Annotated in this window: 19 protein-coding genes and 1 riboswitch; of the genes, 4 read left to right on the top strand and 15 right to left on the bottom strand. The window is 58.9% G+C overall.

Going from position 1 to position 16,134, the window contains the following annotated elements:
* Positions 1–125 precede the first annotated feature (125 nt).
* The gene (locus tag AB5Y89_RS06210) at positions 126–581 is read right to left on the bottom strand and encodes a YbjN domain-containing protein (RefSeq protein WP_160839247.1); all 456 of its coding nucleotides are present in this window, start codon (positions 579–581) and stop codon (positions 126–128) included.
* Positions 582–736: 155 nt separating this feature from the next.
* Between AB5Y89_RS06210 and AB5Y89_RS06205 the strand changes: the two genes are divergently transcribed.
* Positions 737–2,074 carry a flavohemoglobin expression-modulating QEGLA motif protein gene (locus AB5Y89_RS06205; protein ID WP_010674988.1) on the top strand — a complete coding sequence of 446 codons (1,338 nt, stop codon included), beginning with the start codon at positions 737–739 and terminating at the stop codon, positions 2,072–2,074.
* 70 nt (positions 2,075–2,144) lie between these two features.
* Here AB5Y89_RS06205 and AB5Y89_RS06200 read toward each other — a convergent pair whose 3' ends face one another.
* Positions 2,145–2,726, bottom strand: a complete 582-nt coding sequence (locus tag AB5Y89_RS06200; RefSeq protein ID WP_010674989.1) for a thymidine kinase — start codon at positions 2,724–2,726, stop codon at positions 2,145–2,147.
* 85 nt (positions 2,727–2,811) lie between these two features.
* The gene (locus AB5Y89_RS06195) at positions 2,812–4,392 is read right to left on the bottom strand and encodes a Na+/H+ antiporter NhaC family protein (protein WP_368223127.1); all 1,581 of its coding nucleotides are present in this window, start codon (positions 4,390–4,392) and stop codon (positions 2,812–2,814) included.
* A gap of 87 nt (positions 4,393–4,479) precedes the next feature.
* A riboswitch (Lysine riboswitch) is annotated at positions 4,480–4,651 on the bottom strand.
* A 317-nt stretch (positions 4,652–4,968) separates the two neighbouring features.
* Here AB5Y89_RS06195 and AB5Y89_RS06190 point away from each other — a divergent pair.
* On the top strand, positions 4,969–5,367 hold the full coding sequence (locus AB5Y89_RS06190; RefSeq protein WP_041215041.1) for an H-NS family nucleoid-associated regulatory protein: 399 nt from the start codon (positions 4,969–4,971) through the stop codon (positions 5,365–5,367).
* Positions 5,368–5,446: 79 nt separating this feature from the next.
* On the opposite strand, the gene AB5Y89_RS06185 is transcribed toward AB5Y89_RS06190, so the two are convergent.
* The 5 genes from AB5Y89_RS06185 to AB5Y89_RS06165 form a co-directional block, all read right to left on the bottom strand.
* Positions 5,447–6,010: a cob(I)yrinic acid a,c-diamide adenosyltransferase gene (locus tag AB5Y89_RS06185; protein WP_010674992.1), complete on the bottom strand. Its 564-nt coding sequence runs from the start codon at positions 6,008–6,010 to the stop codon at positions 5,447–5,449.
* Positions 6,007–6,237 (bottom strand): DUF3820 family protein, encoded by a 231-nt coding sequence (locus tag AB5Y89_RS06180; RefSeq protein ID WP_042863966.1) that lies wholly within the window; start codon positions 6,235–6,237, stop codon positions 6,007–6,009. The genes AB5Y89_RS06185 and AB5Y89_RS06180 overlap by 4 nt, the downstream gene beginning before the upstream one ends.
* 1 nt (position 6,238) lies before the next feature.
* The gene (queE, locus tag AB5Y89_RS06175; protein ID WP_010674994.1) at positions 6,239–6,910 is read right to left on the bottom strand and encodes a 7-carboxy-7-deazaguanine synthase QueE; all 672 of its coding nucleotides are present in this window, start codon (positions 6,908–6,910) and stop codon (positions 6,239–6,241) included.
* A 61-nt stretch (positions 6,911–6,971) separates the two neighbouring features.
* The gene (gene queC / locus AB5Y89_RS06170) at positions 6,972–7,679 is read right to left on the bottom strand and encodes a 7-cyano-7-deazaguanine synthase QueC (protein ID WP_368223125.1); all 708 of its coding nucleotides are present in this window, start codon (positions 7,677–7,679) and stop codon (positions 6,972–6,974) included.
* Positions 7,680–7,701: 22 nt separating this feature from the next.
* On the bottom strand, positions 7,702–8,355 hold the full coding sequence (locus AB5Y89_RS06165) for a tRNA-uridine aminocarboxypropyltransferase (RefSeq protein ID WP_368223123.1): 654 nt from the start codon (positions 8,353–8,355) through the stop codon (positions 7,702–7,704).
* Here AB5Y89_RS06165 and rrtA point away from each other — a divergent pair.
* Positions 8,321–8,899 carry a rhombosortase gene (gene rrtA / locus AB5Y89_RS06160; RefSeq protein WP_223931729.1) on the top strand — a complete coding sequence of 193 codons (579 nt, stop codon included), beginning with the start codon at positions 8,321–8,323 and terminating at the stop codon, positions 8,897–8,899. The genes AB5Y89_RS06165 and rrtA overlap by 35 nt on opposite strands.
* Positions 8,900–8,985: 86 nt before the next feature.
* On the opposite strand, the gene pyrF is transcribed toward rrtA, so the two are convergent.
* From pyrF to cmk, 6 genes are all read right to left on the bottom strand, one after another.
* Positions 8,986–9,684 carry an orotidine-5'-phosphate decarboxylase gene (gene pyrF, locus AB5Y89_RS06155; protein WP_069785130.1) on the bottom strand — a complete coding sequence of 233 codons (699 nt, stop codon included), beginning with the start codon at positions 9,682–9,684 and terminating at the stop codon, positions 8,986–8,988.
* 121 nt (positions 9,685–9,805) lie between these two features.
* Positions 9,806–10,972, bottom strand: a complete 1,167-nt coding sequence (gene lapB / locus AB5Y89_RS06150; RefSeq protein ID WP_010674999.1) for a lipopolysaccharide assembly protein LapB — start codon at positions 10,970–10,972, stop codon at positions 9,806–9,808.
* A gap of 9 nt (positions 10,973–10,981) precedes the next feature.
* Positions 10,982–11,266, bottom strand: coding sequence for a LapA family protein (locus tag AB5Y89_RS06145; protein ID WP_010675000.1), 285 nt, complete (start codon positions 11,264–11,266; stop codon positions 10,982–10,984).
* 156 nt (positions 11,267–11,422) lie between these two features.
* Entirely contained in the window at positions 11,423–11,707 is a 285-nt protein-coding gene (gene ihfB / locus AB5Y89_RS06140) for an integration host factor subunit beta (RefSeq protein ID WP_005299934.1), read from the bottom strand.
* 92 nt (positions 11,708–11,799) lie between these two features.
* Positions 11,800–13,470 (bottom strand): 30S ribosomal protein S1, encoded by a 1,671-nt coding sequence (gene rpsA, locus AB5Y89_RS06135; RefSeq protein WP_010675001.1) that lies wholly within the window; start codon positions 13,468–13,470, stop codon positions 11,800–11,802.
* 93 nt (positions 13,471–13,563) lie between these two features.
* On the bottom strand, positions 13,564–14,256 hold the full coding sequence (cmk, locus tag AB5Y89_RS06130; protein ID WP_041215039.1) for a (d)CMP kinase: 693 nt from the start codon (positions 14,254–14,256) through the stop codon (positions 13,564–13,566).
* Between the two features lie 263 nt (positions 14,257–14,519).
* Here cmk and ribA point away from each other — a divergent pair, with 263 nt between their 5' ends.
* On the top strand, positions 14,520–15,113 hold the full coding sequence (gene ribA, locus AB5Y89_RS06125) for a GTP cyclohydrolase II (protein WP_010675003.1): 594 nt from the start codon (positions 14,520–14,522) through the stop codon (positions 15,111–15,113).
* Between the two features lie 66 nt (positions 15,114–15,179).
* Here the strand turns inward: ribA and AB5Y89_RS06120 are convergent, their stop codons facing one another.
* Positions 15,180–16,082, bottom strand: coding sequence for a LysR family transcriptional regulator (locus AB5Y89_RS06120; protein ID WP_268451563.1), 903 nt, complete (start codon positions 16,080–16,082; stop codon positions 15,180–15,182).
* Positions 16,083–16,134: the final 52 nt, after the last annotated feature.

Here is a 16,134-nt window from a genome sequence, read left to right as displayed (position 1 = left end):
CACGGTGTTCGCTGCGCCGTTGCGCTGGAACGGGGCGTAATTTAGGGGAAAGCCCCGCCGCCGTCAACGGCTTTTTAGCCGCAGCGAACCGTTCGCACATTAAACGCACAGTTCAGATGCTGAAGTCAGTGAACGGATTCCGGTGCGACCTGGATTTCCGGCAGATTGAGGAAGCCAAGGCGTTCACATTCGGAAACCACTTCATGGGTGGCTGCCGTGGTGCTTTCAACGAACAGCAGGAACTGCTCGACGGTGAGACCCGCCTTGGTAAAGACGGTGTGACCCACGACGAGGCGTGGCAGGTTGTCATCGATGATGTCGAGGAACACCTTGAGGGACGGATATTGCATGTTGAGACGACCCAGTTCGGCCACCAGGGGCAGTAGCGATGAGGGGCGCACCTCCAGCTCGGATGAGAACAGCAGCCCTTCCTCTTCCACGAAGATCCGGCTCTCCTGGATGCCCTCGACGGACTGCAGGGAGACCATGTGGATGCCATGACACTGATCGCACACATAGTGCTCGATCCGGGCCTGTTGCAACCAACGCATTATCATTTCAGAGCTGGGGATATTCATCATTTTCACGACACGGTAGAGATCAAGGGGCGCAGTCTAAACCAATTTTCAGACAACCAAAAGCACACAGGCCGGATCCCCGTCGTCTCGCTTCTTTTTGACAGGCCCTGTGCCTATACTCAGCCATTCTCGTAGCGCACTCGCCTCCAAAGAGCCCGATGACCATCCAAGAAAAGTATCGCCTGCACCTCAAATCCCTCTCGGATGAACTGCTCGCCCTGCAAAAACCCATCCGCATCCTGGATGCCATCAAATGGCCCCGTCACCTGCAAAGCGACTTTCTGGCAAGTGGCGGCAAGGCGCTGCCCGCCATCGACAGGCACTTCTATGAATCCCTCCCCCTGGGGTTCGATCCCCGCAACAAGTACCTTGAGCTCAAGGAGTTGAGGGACAGGATCCGCCGGCGCCTCGGCCCTCAGGACGATCTCGGCCGGATCCTGCAAGAGACGGTGGATCAGTACATGGTGGTCATCGAGATGCTGCGCCAGCGCGGGCAGCCTGACTTCCAGCGCTACAGTCAGCGGCTCTATGGCTCGGCAAGCGATCACCTGCGCGGGGATCGCAAGACCCTGAAGGAGCTGGGGGCCAGATTGTGCGACATCTTCTCCCTGCCCGGCGCCCGCCACTTGGTGCGCCCCTACCCCAAGGAGTTCGAGGGGGAAGCCGCGGTGGCGAGGTTGCAGGGCAAGCTGTCGAGCTACTTCAGCGACGGCACAGTCCAGGTCAAGCTCAGCGATGGCATCGTCTCCGATGCCGCCGCCGGGGGGGATTACATCAAGCTCAACTCCCACGCCCGTTTCTCGGAACTCGATCTGCAGGTGCTGGAGGTACACGAAGGCTGGGTTCACGTCGGCACCACCCTCAACGGCCGCCAGCAATCTTACGCCACCTGGCTCGGTGCCGGCTCGCCCCGCATCACCGCCTGTCAGGAAGGGTTGGCAGTACTCATCGAGACCCTCACGTTCAGCTCCTTCCCGGACAGGGCCAAGCGCATCTCGGATCGGGTCATGGCCATCGACATGGCGGAGCGTGGCGCCGATTTCATCGAGGTGTTCCGCCACTTCGTGGCCAAGGGGGCCAGCGAGCACGACGCCTACAAGATCACCCAGCGGGTGTTTCGCGGTGGCATGGTCGAGGGGGGCGCCTGCTTTACCAAGGATCTCTCCTATGTGAAGGGCTATGTGGAGACGGTGAACTTCATTCGCAGCGCCGTGCTGGAGGGAGTGCCGGAGATCCTGCCCATGCTGTTCGTCGGCAAGGTGACCCTGGACGACATCCCCGTGCTCTATCAGCACTATCTGGAGGGGCTCATCGACGCTCCTCGCTACCTCCCTCCCATGTTTCGCGACCTCACAGGGCTCTACGTCTGGTTCGGCTTCGCCTCCGGCATGTCCCTGGTGGACATAGGCCGGGTACAGCAGCATTTTCGCCAGCTCTTCCACCGCCTCCCGGCGGCCGACCCCATCATCGCCCCTGTCGACATCGAAATCGACTGACTCCCATAGACAAAGAGGGCGCCAGATGGGCGCCCTCTTTGGTGTCCAGGCTGCACGAGCCAGCCACGGGTTACTTGAAGGCCCGCCCTTCCAGATAGTGCTTGCGGCAGAGCGACACATAGCGATCGTTGCCGCCGATCTCCACCTGCTCACCGTCGCGCATCACCTGCCCCGCCTCGTTGACCCGCGAGTTCATGTGGGCCTTGTTGCCGCACCAGCAGATGCTTTTTAGCTCTTCGAACTTGTCCGCCAGACAGAGCAGGTGGTAGGAGCCGGGGAACAGTTCACCGCGAAAATCAGTCTTGAGACCATAAGCGATCACCGGAATGTCCTGCTCGTCGACGATGCGGGCGAGCTGGTAGACCTGCTCACGGGTCAGGAACTGCGCCTCGTCAACGATGAAGACATCGATGTGCCGCTTTGCGTGGCGCGCCTTGACCATCTCGAACAGATCGCAGCTATCGCTGAACACCTCCACTTTCAGCTCAAGACCGACCCTGGCACTGATGACGCCGGCACCGAAGCGATCGTCGATGGCGGGCGTCATGGCCAGCGGATACATGCCACGCTCCAGATAGTTGAAGTGGGCCTGGATGAGCTGGGTCGATTTGCCTGAGTTCATGGTGGCAAATTTGTAGTGCAGTGAAGCCATGATGGGGTTCCGAAACGGGAGTGATGGGGCGCATGCTAACCAAAGCCCCTGCCAAAACCAAGGGGCCCGCAGGCCCCTTGTTCTCTTATGCGACTGCCACGGCGCTATACGCCCGGGATTTGCGCAAATGGTAACCGGAGAAGATCAGGAACCAGAGCCCGCTCACGGTGAAACCGGCCAGCGCGGAGTGCATCAGCCCCATCACCAGGTAGCCGAGCGCAGCGCCAAAGGCGATGGCCAGGGCATAGGGCAGCTGGGTCATCACGTGATCGATGTGATGGCAACCGGCCCCGGTGGCAGACAGGATGCTGGTGCTGGAGATGGGGGAGCTGTGATCCCCGAACACGGACCCTGCCAGTACGGCGGCCAGCATGGGCAGCATCAGACTGATGTCGCTGGCGGCCGCCATGTCGCCGGCCAGCGGCAGCATGATGCCGAAGGTACCCCAGCTGGTGCCGGTGGCAAACGCCATGGCGCAGGAGAGCACGAAGACCACGGCGGGCAGCACTTCCACCGGCAGATTGCCATTGGCCAGGGAGGCCAGGTATTTGCCGGTTTCCACATCGCGCACCACGGCGCCGATGGTCCAGGCGAACAGCAGGATGTTGATGGCGGGCAGCATGGCCATGATCCCCTGCGGAGCCGCTTTCATCCAGTTGCTTGCCCCGAGCTTGAGGCGCATGGCCAGACCGATGGAGACCACCAGGCTGCACAGGGCACCATAGACCAGGGAGGAGCCGACATTGGTGTTCTCGAAGGAGCCGAGCACGCTGAACGGCAGCCCCTTGTCGGCCAGCACCGCAGCCCCGGAGTCAATCATGAAATAGACGGTGGCCAGGGTCAGGGTCAGGATGGGCAACACCATGTCAATCATGCCGCCATTGCTCTCCTCCGGGCTCTCCATGTCGAGCCCGATGGGGCGCCCCTTGGACTCGTCCCACAGCTTGCCCTCCAGTGCCCACTGCTCATGCTGGCGCATGGGGCCGATGTCGAGCTGGAAGGCGATCACCACCAGCACCATGATCAGGGTGAACACTGCATAGAGGTTCATGGGGATCATTTCGACGAAGGCGGAGATGGGGCTCTGGTCGGTCAGACCATGAGCCGCCATGATGCCGCCGACGAGGGCGATGATGTAGGCCCCCCAGGAGGAGATCGGCATCAGCACGCAAACCGGCGCGGCGGTGGAGTCCAGCAGATAAGCCAGCTTGGCGCGGGAGATCTGGAAGCGATCGGTCACCGGACGGCAGATGGCACCCACCGACAGGCTGTGGAAGAAGTCGTCGATGAAGAAGGCGAACACCATCAGACCGGTCAGGGACTTGGCACCCTTGCGGGTCTTGGCGCGGCGCTCCGCCCACTCGGCAAACGCCCGGGTCGCACCGGAGACGCTCATCAGACTGATGAGGCCGCCCAGCAGCAACATGAAGAGGATCATGTTGACGTTGTCACGATTGAGCGCACCGTCGACCCAGAAGATCTTGAGCACGGTATCGAGCATGTAATGCAGAGACGCAAGGGGAGAGAACTGGTTGAGCAGCAGGCTGCCTGCGACTATGCCCACCCCCAGCGACACCAGGACGCGGCGGGTGATGATCGCCAGCGCAACGGCCAGCAGGGGGGGAACGACGGACCAACCGGAGTCGGCGTAATGAACGATGTCCATGATCTCTTTGCACCTAAAGACAACAGGTGGAGATCTACCGAGAGGATCAAAGAAACAAAACCCATGGGGAGGGTATACTCCTCAGCCCCTTCAGGTAGCGCTCCATAGTGGATGACTATGGCAGTCCTGCACCTATTAGATGCAGAACCAGCAACCCGGTATGATGGCCTGGTCACTTCGGCGCCGACTCCTTTCATCGAGCATCGCAGGCATCACCCTCCGCTCGGTTACTCATAGGCAGCGCGCCTCTACTTAAAGGTATTCGCGGCACATTTTATCGAGCCGCCGGGTGATAGCAAGTTTTTTGATTAAATTTCAAGGTTTCTGAGGCACCCACATCTTCAAAGATAGTCAAATGGTTCATCAAAGACTCCGCTGGCGATATTTTCATCTGACACGAGCCCATTCGAAGATCTTGGCCCGTCAAACGGATAAAAATATCCTTCATACCTATTTCAAGACTTAATTTATCAGCCTAATTAATTATTTTGGCAGGCTTGACTTGGTACCAATCACCCCTATAAATTATCGAAAAACCAGTTCTTCCCTTAATATTTTGCTCGCGTGGTAGCCAATATGAACGAATTTCTGAAAGTGCTGTTGAATATCCGTAGCCTGCGTGCAGCTTGCCGCGATTTGACGCTGGAACAACTGGAAGAAGGCTTGGAAAAGCTCTCAGCCATCGTCGATGAACGTCGGCAAGATGAATCCGCCGAACGCCAGGCCCGTGAAGAACATCAAAAGAAAATTGCCGAATATGCCGAAATGCTGAAGGCCGCAGGGATCGATCCCGCCGAATTGGTCAACACCGTGGTGCCCGAGAATACCAAGGTCAGCAAACGTGCACCCCGCCCCGCCAAATATCGTTATCTTGACAATGGCGTGGAAAAAACCTGGACCGGTCAGGGCCGCATGCCCTCGGTCATTGCCAAGGCCGTTGCCGAAGGCAAATCCGTGGAAGCCTTTGCTATCTGACAGCAATATCAGTCCCCTTTCCACAGCAATAAAAAAACCTCGCAAGGCGAGGTTTTTTTATTGCCGCTTCGAGCGGTTGTCAGCCTCTGTCAGCCGCCTTGACCCAGAGGATCTCCGGGGTGCCTGACGATACCAGCAAGTATCGGGCGATGGTGAAAAACCAGTCGCTCAGCCGGTTGAGATAGGGCAAAACAGCCGGATTCACCCGCTCTACGCGGCTCAACCCAAGCAGCAGGCGCTCGCAGCGACGGGTCAGAGTACGCACCACATGTGCCTGGGCCGCCGCCCGCGAACCGCTCGGCAAAATAAAATTGCGCAGCACCGGCAACCCGGCACTGTAGGCATCTATCTGTTGCTCGAGCCTGTTCGTCCAAGCCTCGTTCACCTGCCACAGCGCATCCGTTTGCGATTCACTGGAAAATGCCAGCTCCCCGCCCAGATCAAACAGCTCCTGCTGCAACAATATGAGATCGGCCAGGAGTGTGCTCTCCCCGACGGGTATTTCAGCCATCAACAAGCCTATTTGGGAATTCAGCTCGTCGATGGCGCCATAGGTCTCGACACGTTTATCGTCTTTGGCCAGGGAAGTCCCATCGGCAAGTCGCGTGAGCCCCTTGTCCCCTTGCCTTGTATATATTCTCATTCCGACATCCTGTTAATAATGGGAATAATCATGGACTCGAGTCCATTGAGCTTTATCTCGTAGGCCAGTGCCAGAGACTGGCCCAAGGTACCGGCTGGAAAACCGCTTCGCGCCATCCATACCAGATAGGGCTCGGGAATATCGATGATGCGCCGCCCCTTGTATTTTCCGTAAGGCATCTTGCTGGCCAGCATCAGCAAGATGCGCTCATCGCTGAGTCCATCCATATCAATCGATATTCAGGTATTTATGGGTCTGGATGGAGAGTCGCCAGTTACGGGCGATGCAGGTCGCCATGGCCAGCTCCGTGGCCCTGGCTTTCTGGCTGATGGGTTGCAGCGCAATCATCACATCGGGGCGCAGCCGGGCGGTGGCCAGCAGGGCGTCCAGCTCCTCGATATGGTGCTCGGTAGCCACCGGGTGCTTGATCTCGTTGGCCCGCTCCAGTGCAGAGACCAGCACCGGCAACCCACCCTTCATGCCGATCTTGGGGGAAACAGTCACCCAGGTCTGCTCATGGGTCAGCACCTCGCTGGTCCCGCTGGTTTCGATCTGCACCTGATAACCCGATGCCACCAGGGCCGAAGAGAGCTCGCGCAAGTCGTAGAGGCAGGGCTCACCACCGGTCAACACCACGTGACGGGCCCGGTAACCGAGCCGGGTAAAGCTGGCCAGGATATCTTCCGTGCTCATCTTGCTCCAGCCGTCGGACTCATTGGAACGATCGAGCACCTCGCCAGGGGCCACCTCACGCTCGGGGTCCACCACCCAGGTGTGGCGGGTATCGCACCAGGGGCAGCCCACCGGGCAGCCCTGAAGGCGAACGAAGATGGCGGGCAGGCCGGTAAATACCCCCTCCCCCTGGATTGTCTGGAAGATCTCGTTGATTGGGTAGTGCATCTTGGTCACGACTTGCTGCAAAAGGGGCGGATTATACCCCAAACCCGGGCTAGGCACAGGCTCAGGATCCGCTTTTCTCGCCCAGTCCGCTCTTCTCGTAAAGTCTGGCACGGATGCCGGTCTTGTCAGCCAGATAGTGATCCAGGCCACGGCGACGCAGCTCGCAGGCCGGACAGGCCCCGCAACCATCTCCCTGGACACCGTTGTAGCAAGTGAGCGTCTGGTGACGCACGGTATCGAGGTGACCGTAATGATCCGCCAGCGCCCAGGTTTCGGCCTTGTCGAGCCACATCAGGGGGGTTTCGAAGCGGATGGGGCGATCCAGCCCCAGGGAGACCGCCTGATTGAGTGCCTTGACGAAGTCGTCGCGGCAATCGGGATAGCCGGAAAAGTCGGTCTCGCACACCCCGGAGATCACCGCTTCGGCGCCCACCTGATAGGCATAGATGGCCGCCAGGGTCAGGAACAGGATGTTGCGTCCCGGCACGAAGGTGTTGGGCAGGCCGTTCTCCTGAAGCTCGAAGCTCACCGGTATGTCGTCCCGGGTCAACGCAGAGATGGCCAGCTCCCCGAGCATGGTCACATCCATTACCTTGTGGGCGGCGATCCCGAGCGCCGTCGCCAGATGGCGGGCGGTGTCAATCTCCGCCCGGTGGCGCTGGCCGTAATCGAAGGTGATGGCATGCACTTCGTCATAGCGGGCCTGTACCTGCACCAGACAGGTGGTGCTGTCCTGCCCGCCACTGAAGACCACGACGGCTTTTTTCATGTTTTTCACTCCTCTGGGCAACTCAACGGCGGCGGCCTTGTGCAAAGTCATGCCACTGCCGGTTCAAATGGGTAAACAGGGTCATCAGCGGGGCGAAGCGCTCAGGCTCTCCTTCCCACCGGGACAACAGATGGTAGCCCGCTTCCAGGGTGGACAGTGCCTCCTCAAAGGGCTTCTTGCGAATGGAATATTGCCCGGCAATGGCGCCGAGGGTGATCCGCGGCAACCCGAGCAGTGCAGGCGAGCTGTGCAACATGCGATAGGCTTTGCGCCAGGTACCATCGAGGAGGATGAAGTGGGCTCGCACGGTGCGTCCACGCCTCAGGAGATGCTCCCTTGCCTCTATCAGAGTCAGGGCCTCCTCATCGGGCCACAGCACGTAGCACTGGACAGCGGGGTCAGCAAGCAGGGTATTGAGCCCTTCGTCGTCGGAAAAGTCCTCCCCCACATGGATGCGCACATCGGACAGGGACGCCGCCAGCAACGCCGCCGTCCCCTTGGGGTGACCTACTTCGGCAGGGTGTTGCAGGATATGGAGCGCAGCCAGGTTCGGCACCCGCTGAATATAATCGCACAGGCACGCTTTGAGGGCCCGGGTACAGCGTGTACAGTATCGGCTCTCTTTGTCGTTGGGCTGCTTCATGTTGTCAGGAAAATCGGGTCTGCTCTGGGTCATCGCGCTTTCGCTCGTCACTGCCTTGCTCTTTTTCACCGTGCCAAATCATCAGCTCGCCTTCGATCGCGACCTGATCGCCCAGGGCGAAGGGTGGCGCATCATAACAGGCAATCTGGCACACACCAATGGATGGCATCTGCTGCTCAACCTGAGCGGTCTGGCCGTGCTCTACAGCCTGTTTCAGGAGTACCTGACGGGATGGCGCCTGCCCGTGCTGCTGCTGCTGCTGGGAACGGCGGTCGGACTCGGCATCTGGTGGGGCTGCCCGCAAACCCAGTGGTACATGGGACTCTCCGGCCTGCTGCACGGCTTGTTCGTATGGGGAGCCATGCAGGACATCCGCTTTCGCCGTCACTCCGGCTGGCTGATGCTGGCGGGCGTCGCCATCAAGCTCGGTGTGGACTTTTACAGTGCCGGCGAGAGCCCTGTCTCCGCCTTGATCGGTGCCAGGGTACACATCGAGTCACACTTCATCGGCGCTCTCGCCGGCCTGCTGCTCGGTTTCTTCCCCATTCGTCTGGACGCCCAGGCCGTCCACTCCTGAGCTCCCCATAGGCAAGGCCAGCCCACGGCCAAAATGCAGCAGGCCGGATCTGGGATCCGGCCTGCGCTCATTCGCCCATGACGCCGTTACCGGCAAAGCTCGGCATTGATCGCCCCAAGCACGGCGGCGGGATCCGAGGACTGGGTGATAGGACGGCCGATCACCAGATAATCCGCCCCCGCCTCCACCGCTGCCAGCGGCGTCATGACGCGGCGCTGATCACCGGCAGCCGATCCGCTCGGACGAATGCCCGGCGTCACCAGCTTGAATTCGGCTCCCAGCAGCCCCTTCAGCACACTCGCCTCTTCCGCGGAGCAGACCACACCATCCAGCCCGGCAGTCTTGGCAAGGGTGGCCAGGCGGATCACCTGTTCTGCCGGCGTCACATCCAGACCCAGGGGCGCCATGTCGGACTGCTCCATGCTGGTCAGCACGGTTACCCCGATGAGCAGGGGCGCCTTGTCGCCGTATGGCAGCAACGCCTCTCTGGCGGCACGCATCATGCGTTCGCCACCGCTGGCATGGACATTCACCATCCAGACGCCCAGCTCCGCACTGGCCGCCACCGCCTTGGCGACGGTGTTGGGAATGTCGTGAAATTTCAGATCCAGGAAGACGTCGAACCCCTTGGCCACCAGTTGACGAACGAACTGGGGACCAAACAGGGTAAACATCTCCTTGCCTACCTTGAGGCGGCACTGGGCCGGTGAGATCTGCTCAATGAAGGCAAAGGCGTCGGCTTCGTGCTGATAATCCAGCGCGACCAGTACTTTGGGGTCTTGCATGTCACTTCCTATGGATTGTTATGCCACAGCCAGGCGCAGCAGAGCCGGGGCCCGGTTGCACGCTGGCATCTGAAATTCTTGGGTATCCGTGCTCGCCCGGGCGTGTTGGCCTCGCTGGCGTTTACTCTCCATCCAGCCCTCGGATCGGCTTGATGGTGCCCCACTGCCGGCAGGAAGGGCATTGCCAGAACAGCGAATGGGTGGCAAAGCCGCACTGGCGGCACTTGTGGGTAGACTTGATCTTGATCTGCTCACCGACCAATTGTTGCAGCAGCTCCAGGCTCTCCTTGGCAGGCCCCTCCTCGGCACTGGCCAACTGGAAACCGACCAGCTGATAAAACCCCTTCATGGAGGGGTGGCGACGCAGTTGGCGCAGCACCAGCGCACGGGCCTGACTCAACCCATCGCGGGCCTCCACCAGATTGGCCAGCGCCAGGGTCACGCTGACCCCCGCATGATCCTCTACCGCTTTTTCAAGCAGCGGGATAAGCTCCTGGCTGCGACCAAGCTGGCGATAGCATTCGAGCAGTTTTGGCATGGCTTCGGAGGCAAAGTCGATGTCCTGCTCGAACACCCGCAGGAGCTCCTTGGCCGCATCCTCGAACCTGCCCTCCTCCATCGCTAGATCGGCCAGCCGCAGGCTGGCGCGGGCACAGGCCGGGTGGGCACCGAGCGCACGCTTGAGCTTGGCGATGCCCGCAGGCTTGTCGCCATCGCGCAAGGCACTCTCCGCCTGTTCGCAATAGAAGTGGGAAATGGGCTCGGCCAGCTTCTTGCCCTGGAATTTCTGCAGACGCACCGCCACGGCGATGGCATTGTCCCAGTCACGCAACTGCTGATGAATGATCAGGAGCTGTGCCAGAGCCGTCTCTTCGAAATCGCTGTCATCACACAGCTCTTTCCAGAGTGCTTCGGCCCGATCGAGCAATCCGGCAGCCAGAAAGTCACGGGCCAGCTCCTGCAAGGCAAGCTGACGCTGCTCACGGGTCAGCTGACGGGCGACCAGGTTCTGGTGGATCTTGATGGCGCGATCGACCTCGCCCCGTTGACGGAACAGGTTGCCGAGGGAGAGGTGGGTTTCGATGGTTTCGCTGTCGACTTCCAGCAGCTGGATAAAGAGATCCACCGCCTTGTCCGACTCGTCAGAGAGCAAATAGTTGAGGCCCGCCACGTACTGACGGGAAAACTGGTTACTCTGTTGCTGGGTGTCCTGGCGAACACTCCTGCGGCCCATGTACCAGCCATAACCGGCGGCGATGGGCAACAGCAGGAAAAGCAGTTCAAGCATCGAGGGACATTATTCCTTGGTTGTCGACCGGGCCAGCTCCAACTCGCGAGATTGACGACGCATGGTTCGGTTCAGGGTGCGATTTTGCAGCTTGAGACGCAAGAACAGCAGACCAAATACCAGCCAGCCCAGCAGAAAACCGCCGGCGAAGAAGAACCCCAGCAACATGGAGAGCGAGAACTCCCCCTGGGCAATCAGGTAGTTGAACTGCACCAGCTGACCATTTTGAGAACCGATGGCAAGGGTCAGGACAAACACCAGCACCAGTGGAATGAGGGCCAAGATACGCTTCATGGGAGCTCCCTGTCTGTAGCGAATGAGTGACTGATTATCCTTAAAATCACAGGCAGACTCTAGCGCGAATGGGAAAAGAGTGTGAGAAACCCGACAACGGGCAGACTCCAGGCCATAAAAATGAAAAAGGCATACTCAGGTATGCCGTTTTCTGCATTATTCGATGATGTTGACGCGTTCGCGCAACTCTTTGCCAGGTTTGAAGTGCGGGACATATTTCCCGGTCAGTTCAACCTTGTCCCCGGTCTTGGGGTTGCGACCCACGCGGGGCGCACGATAGTGCAGCGAGAAACTGCCAAATCCTCGGATTTCAATCCGGTCGCCGTTTTGCAAGGTCGATGCCATCTGCTCAAGGATCTCCTTGATGGCGGCTTCGACATCCTTGGCCGGCATATGCATGCGGCTGGCTGCCAGTTGTTCGATGAGATCTGATTTGGTCATAAGGTTAAATCTCCTTCCCCGATCACATGCAATAATCATTTTGCCAAGATAAAAAAGGGCGGCGCAATGCCGCCCTTTTCTTGCATCAAGGATTACTCACCCTTGGCGGCTTTGAACGCTTCCATCATGGCATTGCTGAACACAACTTCTTCTTGTTGGTTCAGGCTGTCGATGGCAACACGCTCGTCAGCCTCGTCCTTGGCACGGACAGACAGGCTTACGGTACGGTTCTTGCGATCAACGCCCATGAATTTGGCTTCAACTTCGTCACCAACAGACAGCACCAGAGTGGCGTCTTCTACGCGGTCACGAGCAGCGTCGGAAGCACGCAGGTAGCCTTCTACGCCGTCAGCCAGTTCGATCACGGCACCCTTGGCATCAACCTCGGTAACCTTGCCCTTCACAATAGCACCTTTCTTGTTGTCAGACAGGTACTTATTGAACGGGTCTTCTTCGATCTGCTTGACGCCCAGGGAGATGCGCTCACGCTCCGGGTCCACTTGCAGAACAACGGCTTCGATCTCGTCGCCCTTCTTGAATTCACGCACGGCTTCTTCGCCCTGGTTGTTCCAGGAGATGTCAGACAGGTGAACCAGGCCGTCGATACCGCCATCCAGACCGATGAAGATACCGAAGTCAGTGATGGACTTGATCTTGCCGGAAACACGGTCGCCCTTGGCGTGAGTTTCGGCAAACAGCTGCCACGGGTTGGATTTGCACTGCTTCAGACCCAGGGAGATACGACGACGCTCTTCGTCGATGTCCAGAACCATCACGTCAACCACGTCGCCAACGTTGACAACCTTGGACGGGTGGATGTTCTTGTTGGTCCAATCCATCTCGGATACGTGTACCAGGCCTTCCACGCCTTCTTCGATTTCAACGAAGCAGCCGTAGTCGGTCAGGTTGGTCACGCGGCCAGACAGACGGGTGGTCTCCGGGTAACGCTTGGCGATAGCAACCCAGGGATCTTCGCCCAGCTGCTTCAGGCCCAGGGATACACGGGTACGCTCGCGGTCGAACTTCAGAACCTTGACAGCGATCTCGTCGCCAACGTTGACGATTTCGGAAGGATGCTTAACGCGCTTCCACGCCATGTCGGTGATGTGCAGCAGGCCGTCAACACCGCCCAGATCTACGAATGCACCGTAGTCGGTCAGGTTCTTGACGATACCCTTAACTTCTTGACCTTCTTGCAGGTTGGCCAGCAGGCTTTCACGCTCGGAGGTGTTCTCGGTCTCGATCACGGCACGACGGGAAACAACAACGTTGTTGCGCTTCTGGTCCAGCTTGATGACTTTGAACTCGAGTTCTTTGTTTTCCAGGTGAGCGGTGTCACGGATCGGACGCACGTCAACCAGAGAACCCGGCAGGAAGGCACGGATGCCGTTCAGTTCAACGGTGAAACCACCCTTGACCTTGCCGTTGATGATACCGATAACGGTAGCTTGCTCTTCGTAAGCTTTTTCAAGCTGCAGCCAGGCTTCGTGGCGCTTGGCTTTTTCGCGGGACAGCTTGGTTTCGCCGAAACCATCTTCGATAGAGTCCAGAGCCACGTCAACGGAGTCACCTACGTTGATTTCCAGCTCGCCCATGGCGTTCTTGAATTCTTCAGCCGGGATAGCAGACTCGGATTTCAGACCAGCATCAACCAGTACGAAACCGTTCTCGATAGCAACGACAGTGCCCTTGACGATGGAACCTTGACGGGTTTCAACGGCGTTCAGGGACTCTTCAAAGAGTTGAGCAAAAGATTCGATCATTGTTTATGTCACAAATGAAACATCCACTTGCAATCCGGCACAAGCGGGGTTGTTTTAAATTATCTGCGCCATCCTTGGTGCAGACGACTGACATCAGTTTGCGCTGACATCACCAAGTTGTTGCTCTGCATAGGCAAGCACCGTTGCCAGCACTTCATCTATGGTCATGGACGTTGAGTCTACAACAAGAGCATCTTCCGCGGGTTTCAGGGGAGCGACGGCGCGATTTCTGTCGCGATCGTCACGTTCCCGAATCTCGGTTAAAAGACGCTCAAAGTTAACATCAAAGCCCTTATCTTGCAACTGCTTATAGCGGCGCTGGGCCCGCTCCTCGGCGCTGGCGTCGAGGAAAATCTTCACATCCGCCTCGGGGAAAACCACGGTACCCATGTCGCGACCGTCGGCGATGAGACCGGGGGCTTGGCGAAATGCTCGCTGGCGACGCAGCAGGGCTTCACGTACCCGGGGAAACGCCGCGATTTTGCTGGCCGCGTTGCCCACTTCTTCAGTACGAATGGTGCGGGAAACATCCTCCCCTTCGAGGATCACCTTGACCAGCTCCCCTTCTACCTGGAATTGCACATCCAGATTGGCGGCCAGGGGAACCAATGCTGCTTCGGAATCGAGCTCCACATCGTGATGCAGGGCTGCCAGGGAGAGCACCCGGTAGATGGCACCGGAATCGAGCAGGTGCCAGCCCAGTTTTTCAGCCAGCAACTGGCACAAGGTGCCTTTTCCTGCTCCACTTGGGCCATCAATAGTCATCACGGGGGCCATCTGAGCCATAACGTTTCTCCTGCGCACTCGGCATCTTGACTGGTTGCACACATCCCTGTCGGGATGGGTTAATGGGCGCCGATTATACCCGAATGCGCCGTCGCTGGCAGTTGTCAGGGCACACAATTGCGCAAAAGTCGTCGTGATTGCCCCTATTCTGACCAATCGGGTTAACCCACTTCTCACGCAAGGTTTTGTTCTTATGGTTGTTCCGGACAATGCGCGCTAAACTGGCCGCCCTTTTTTAAGCAGCTGTAGTCAGGAGCAACCATATGAGCAGCGTTACCCTCGTGGCCAAATCCAAGTTGCCGACCCCCTGGGGCACTTTCACGCTGGTTGGCTTTCAGGAAACCGGCACGGGCAAGGATCATGCCGCGCTGGTGATGGGCGATATCGCAGACGGCGAACCCGTGCTGGGACGCATTCATTCCGAGTGTCTGACCGGGGATGCCCTGTTCAGTCTGCGTTGTGACTGCGGCTTCCAATTGCAGGCCGCGCTGGAAAACATCGCCAAGGCGGGCCGCGGCGTCCTGCTGTATGTCCGTCAGGAAGGGCGAGGCATCGGCTTGCTCAACAAGATCCGGGCCTATCATCTGCAGGATCAGGGGGCCGATACCGTGGAGGCCAACGTGGCGCTTGGCTTTGCCGCCGACATGCGCGACTACACCATCTGTGCCGACATGCTCAAGGCGCTCGAGGTCAAGTCCCTGCGCCTGATGACCAACAACCCGCGCAAGTTGAAGGCGATGGAATCCTTTGGCATCCCGGTGGCGGAGCGCGTGCCCCTTCAGGAAGGTCGCAATCCCCACAACGAGTTTTATCTCTCCACCAAGGCAAACAAGCTGGATCACCTGTTCAAGAAATAAGGTTGCATCCACCTTGTCAGCATACGCCTCCAGATTGGAGGCGTTTTTATTGGTGATACCACTGAATCATTCAGTATCTGTAGCGCAATGGTGAGAAACATCCCCTTGTGCCAGCAAAAAATCCCGCAATGCCCGGTTCGCCATGGAGAGCGGATCCCCCCGTCGCCAGGCTACGCAGAGATCCAGGAAGATGGGGGGTGAAAAAGGGATGCCGGTGAGGGCCAGCTCCTCTTCCAGCGCCATGCGCAGGAAGGTGGTCACAGCGAATCCCTGACGCACCACCGCCTTGAGCAGCGGGATGAGATTGCTTTCGAACGCGATGTCAGGCTCTACCCCCAGCCCCTGCGCCAACACCTCCATGTGTTCCCTGTGGTAGAAGCCTCGCCGGAACATGGCGAGCTCCTGGCCGAAGAACTGTGGCAGCGAGACCGACTCAGCGCCGCGCAGCGGGTGCTCCTCCCCCACCACCATCAGCATCTCTTCCCGCAGCAGTTGCGCCCCCTCGAGGGCCGGTGGCAGATCGCTGGTGATGAGGATGGCGAGATCCAGACTGCCATCCACCATGCGGCTGAGCAGCTCCCGGGTGCCCGCCTCCTCCACCCGGATCTTCAAGCCGGGGTAGCGATGCTTGAATGCCATCAGGATTGGCGGGAAGTAATAGGATCCCATCATGTAGGGGATGCCGATGCGCACCTCCCCCCGCTCCAGCCCCTTGAGCTCGGCCATCTCGGCCTCCGCCTGGTGCATCTGGCGCAGCAGCCGTTCGGCGTGGCGGCAGAGGACCTCTCCCTCCGGGGTGAGGCGCACGCTACGGTCCTGCCGGTCAAACAGCCGCAGATCGAGCTGCTGCTCCAGCTTGGCGATGGCCATACTGACGGCAGGCTGGGCCACGTTCAGCCCCTGGGCCGCCCTGGTGAAGGAGCCGGCATCGCGCACCGCCAGCAGGTATCCGAGCTGTTTCAGATCCATATCAATTTCATTTATCAGGGTGATAACTTAAATATATTATATTTATACGTTT

Source organism: Aeromonas sp. s4 (assembly GCF_040907855.1).
Lineage (GTDB): Bacteria > Pseudomonadota > Gammaproteobacteria > Enterobacterales > Aeromonadaceae > Aeromonas > Aeromonas caviae.
Note: the sequence above shows the minus strand (reverse complement) of the source record. Positions and strands in the feature narration are given on the sequence as shown.

Bases quoted from the DNA above. Each gene is read 5' to 3' on its own strand.
- AB5Y89_RS06210 (WP_160839247.1), bottom strand. From the start codon at position 581: ATGATGAATATCCCCAGCTCTGAAATGATAATGCGTTGGTTGCAACAG.
- AB5Y89_RS06205 (WP_010674988.1), top strand. From the start codon at position 737: ATGACCATCCAAGAAAAGTATCGCCTGCACCTCAAATCCCTCTCGGAT.
- AB5Y89_RS06200 (WP_010674989.1), bottom strand. From the start codon at position 2,726: ATGGCTTCACTGCACTACAAATTTGCCACCATGAACTCAGGCAAATCG.
- AB5Y89_RS06195 (WP_368223127.1), bottom strand. From the start codon at position 4,392: ATGGACATCGTTCATTACGCCGACTCCGGTTGGTCCGTCGTTCCCCCC.
- AB5Y89_RS06190 (WP_041215041.1), top strand. From the start codon at position 4,969: ATGAACGAATTTCTGAAAGTGCTGTTGAATATCCGTAGCCTGCGTGCA.
- AB5Y89_RS06185 (WP_010674992.1), bottom strand. From the start codon at position 6,010: ATGAGAATATATACAAGGCAAGGGGACAAGGGGCTCACGCGACTTGCC.
- AB5Y89_RS06180 (WP_042863966.1), bottom strand. From the start codon at position 6,237: ATGGATGGACTCAGCGATGAGCGCATCTTGCTGATGCTGGCCAGCAAG.
- queE (WP_010674994.1), bottom strand. From the start codon at position 6,910: ATGCACTACCCAATCAACGAGATCTTCCAGACAATCCAGGGGGAGGGG.
- queC (WP_368223125.1), bottom strand. From the start codon at position 7,679: ATGAAAAAAGCCGTCGTGGTCTTCAGTGGCGGGCAGGACAGCACCACC.
- rrtA (WP_223931729.1), top strand. From the start codon at position 8,321: ATGTTGTCAGGAAAATCGGGTCTGCTCTGGGTCATCGCGCTTTCGCTC.
- AB5Y89_RS06165 (WP_368223123.1), bottom strand. From the start codon at position 8,355: ATGACCCAGAGCAGACCCGATTTTCCTGACAACATGAAGCAGCCCAAC.
- pyrF (WP_069785130.1), bottom strand. From the start codon at position 9,684: ATGCAAGACCCCAAAGTACTGGTCGCGCTGGATTATCAGCACGAAGCC.
- lapB (WP_010674999.1), bottom strand. From the start codon at position 10,972: ATGCTTGAACTGCTTTTCCTGCTGTTGCCCATCGCCGCCGGTTATGGC.
- AB5Y89_RS06145 (WP_010675000.1), bottom strand. From the start codon at position 11,266: ATGAAGCGTATCTTGGCCCTCATTCCACTGGTGCTGGTGTTTGTCCTG.
- ihfB (WP_005299934.1), bottom strand. From the start codon at position 11,707: ATGACCAAATCAGATCTCATCGAACAACTGGCAGCCAGCCGCATGCAT.
- rpsA (WP_010675001.1), bottom strand. From the start codon at position 13,470: ATGATCGAATCTTTTGCTCAACTCTTTGAAGAGTCCCTGAACGCCGTT.
- cmk (WP_041215039.1), bottom strand. From the start codon at position 14,256: ATGGCTCAGATGGCCCCCGTGATGACTATTGATGGCCCAAGTGGAGCA.
- ribA (WP_010675003.1), top strand. From the start codon at position 14,520: ATGAGCAGCGTTACCCTCGTGGCCAAATCCAAGTTGCCGACCCCCTGG.
- AB5Y89_RS06120 (WP_268451563.1), bottom strand. From the start codon at position 16,082: ATGGATCTGAAACAGCTCGGATACCTGCTGGCGGTGCGCGATGCCGGC.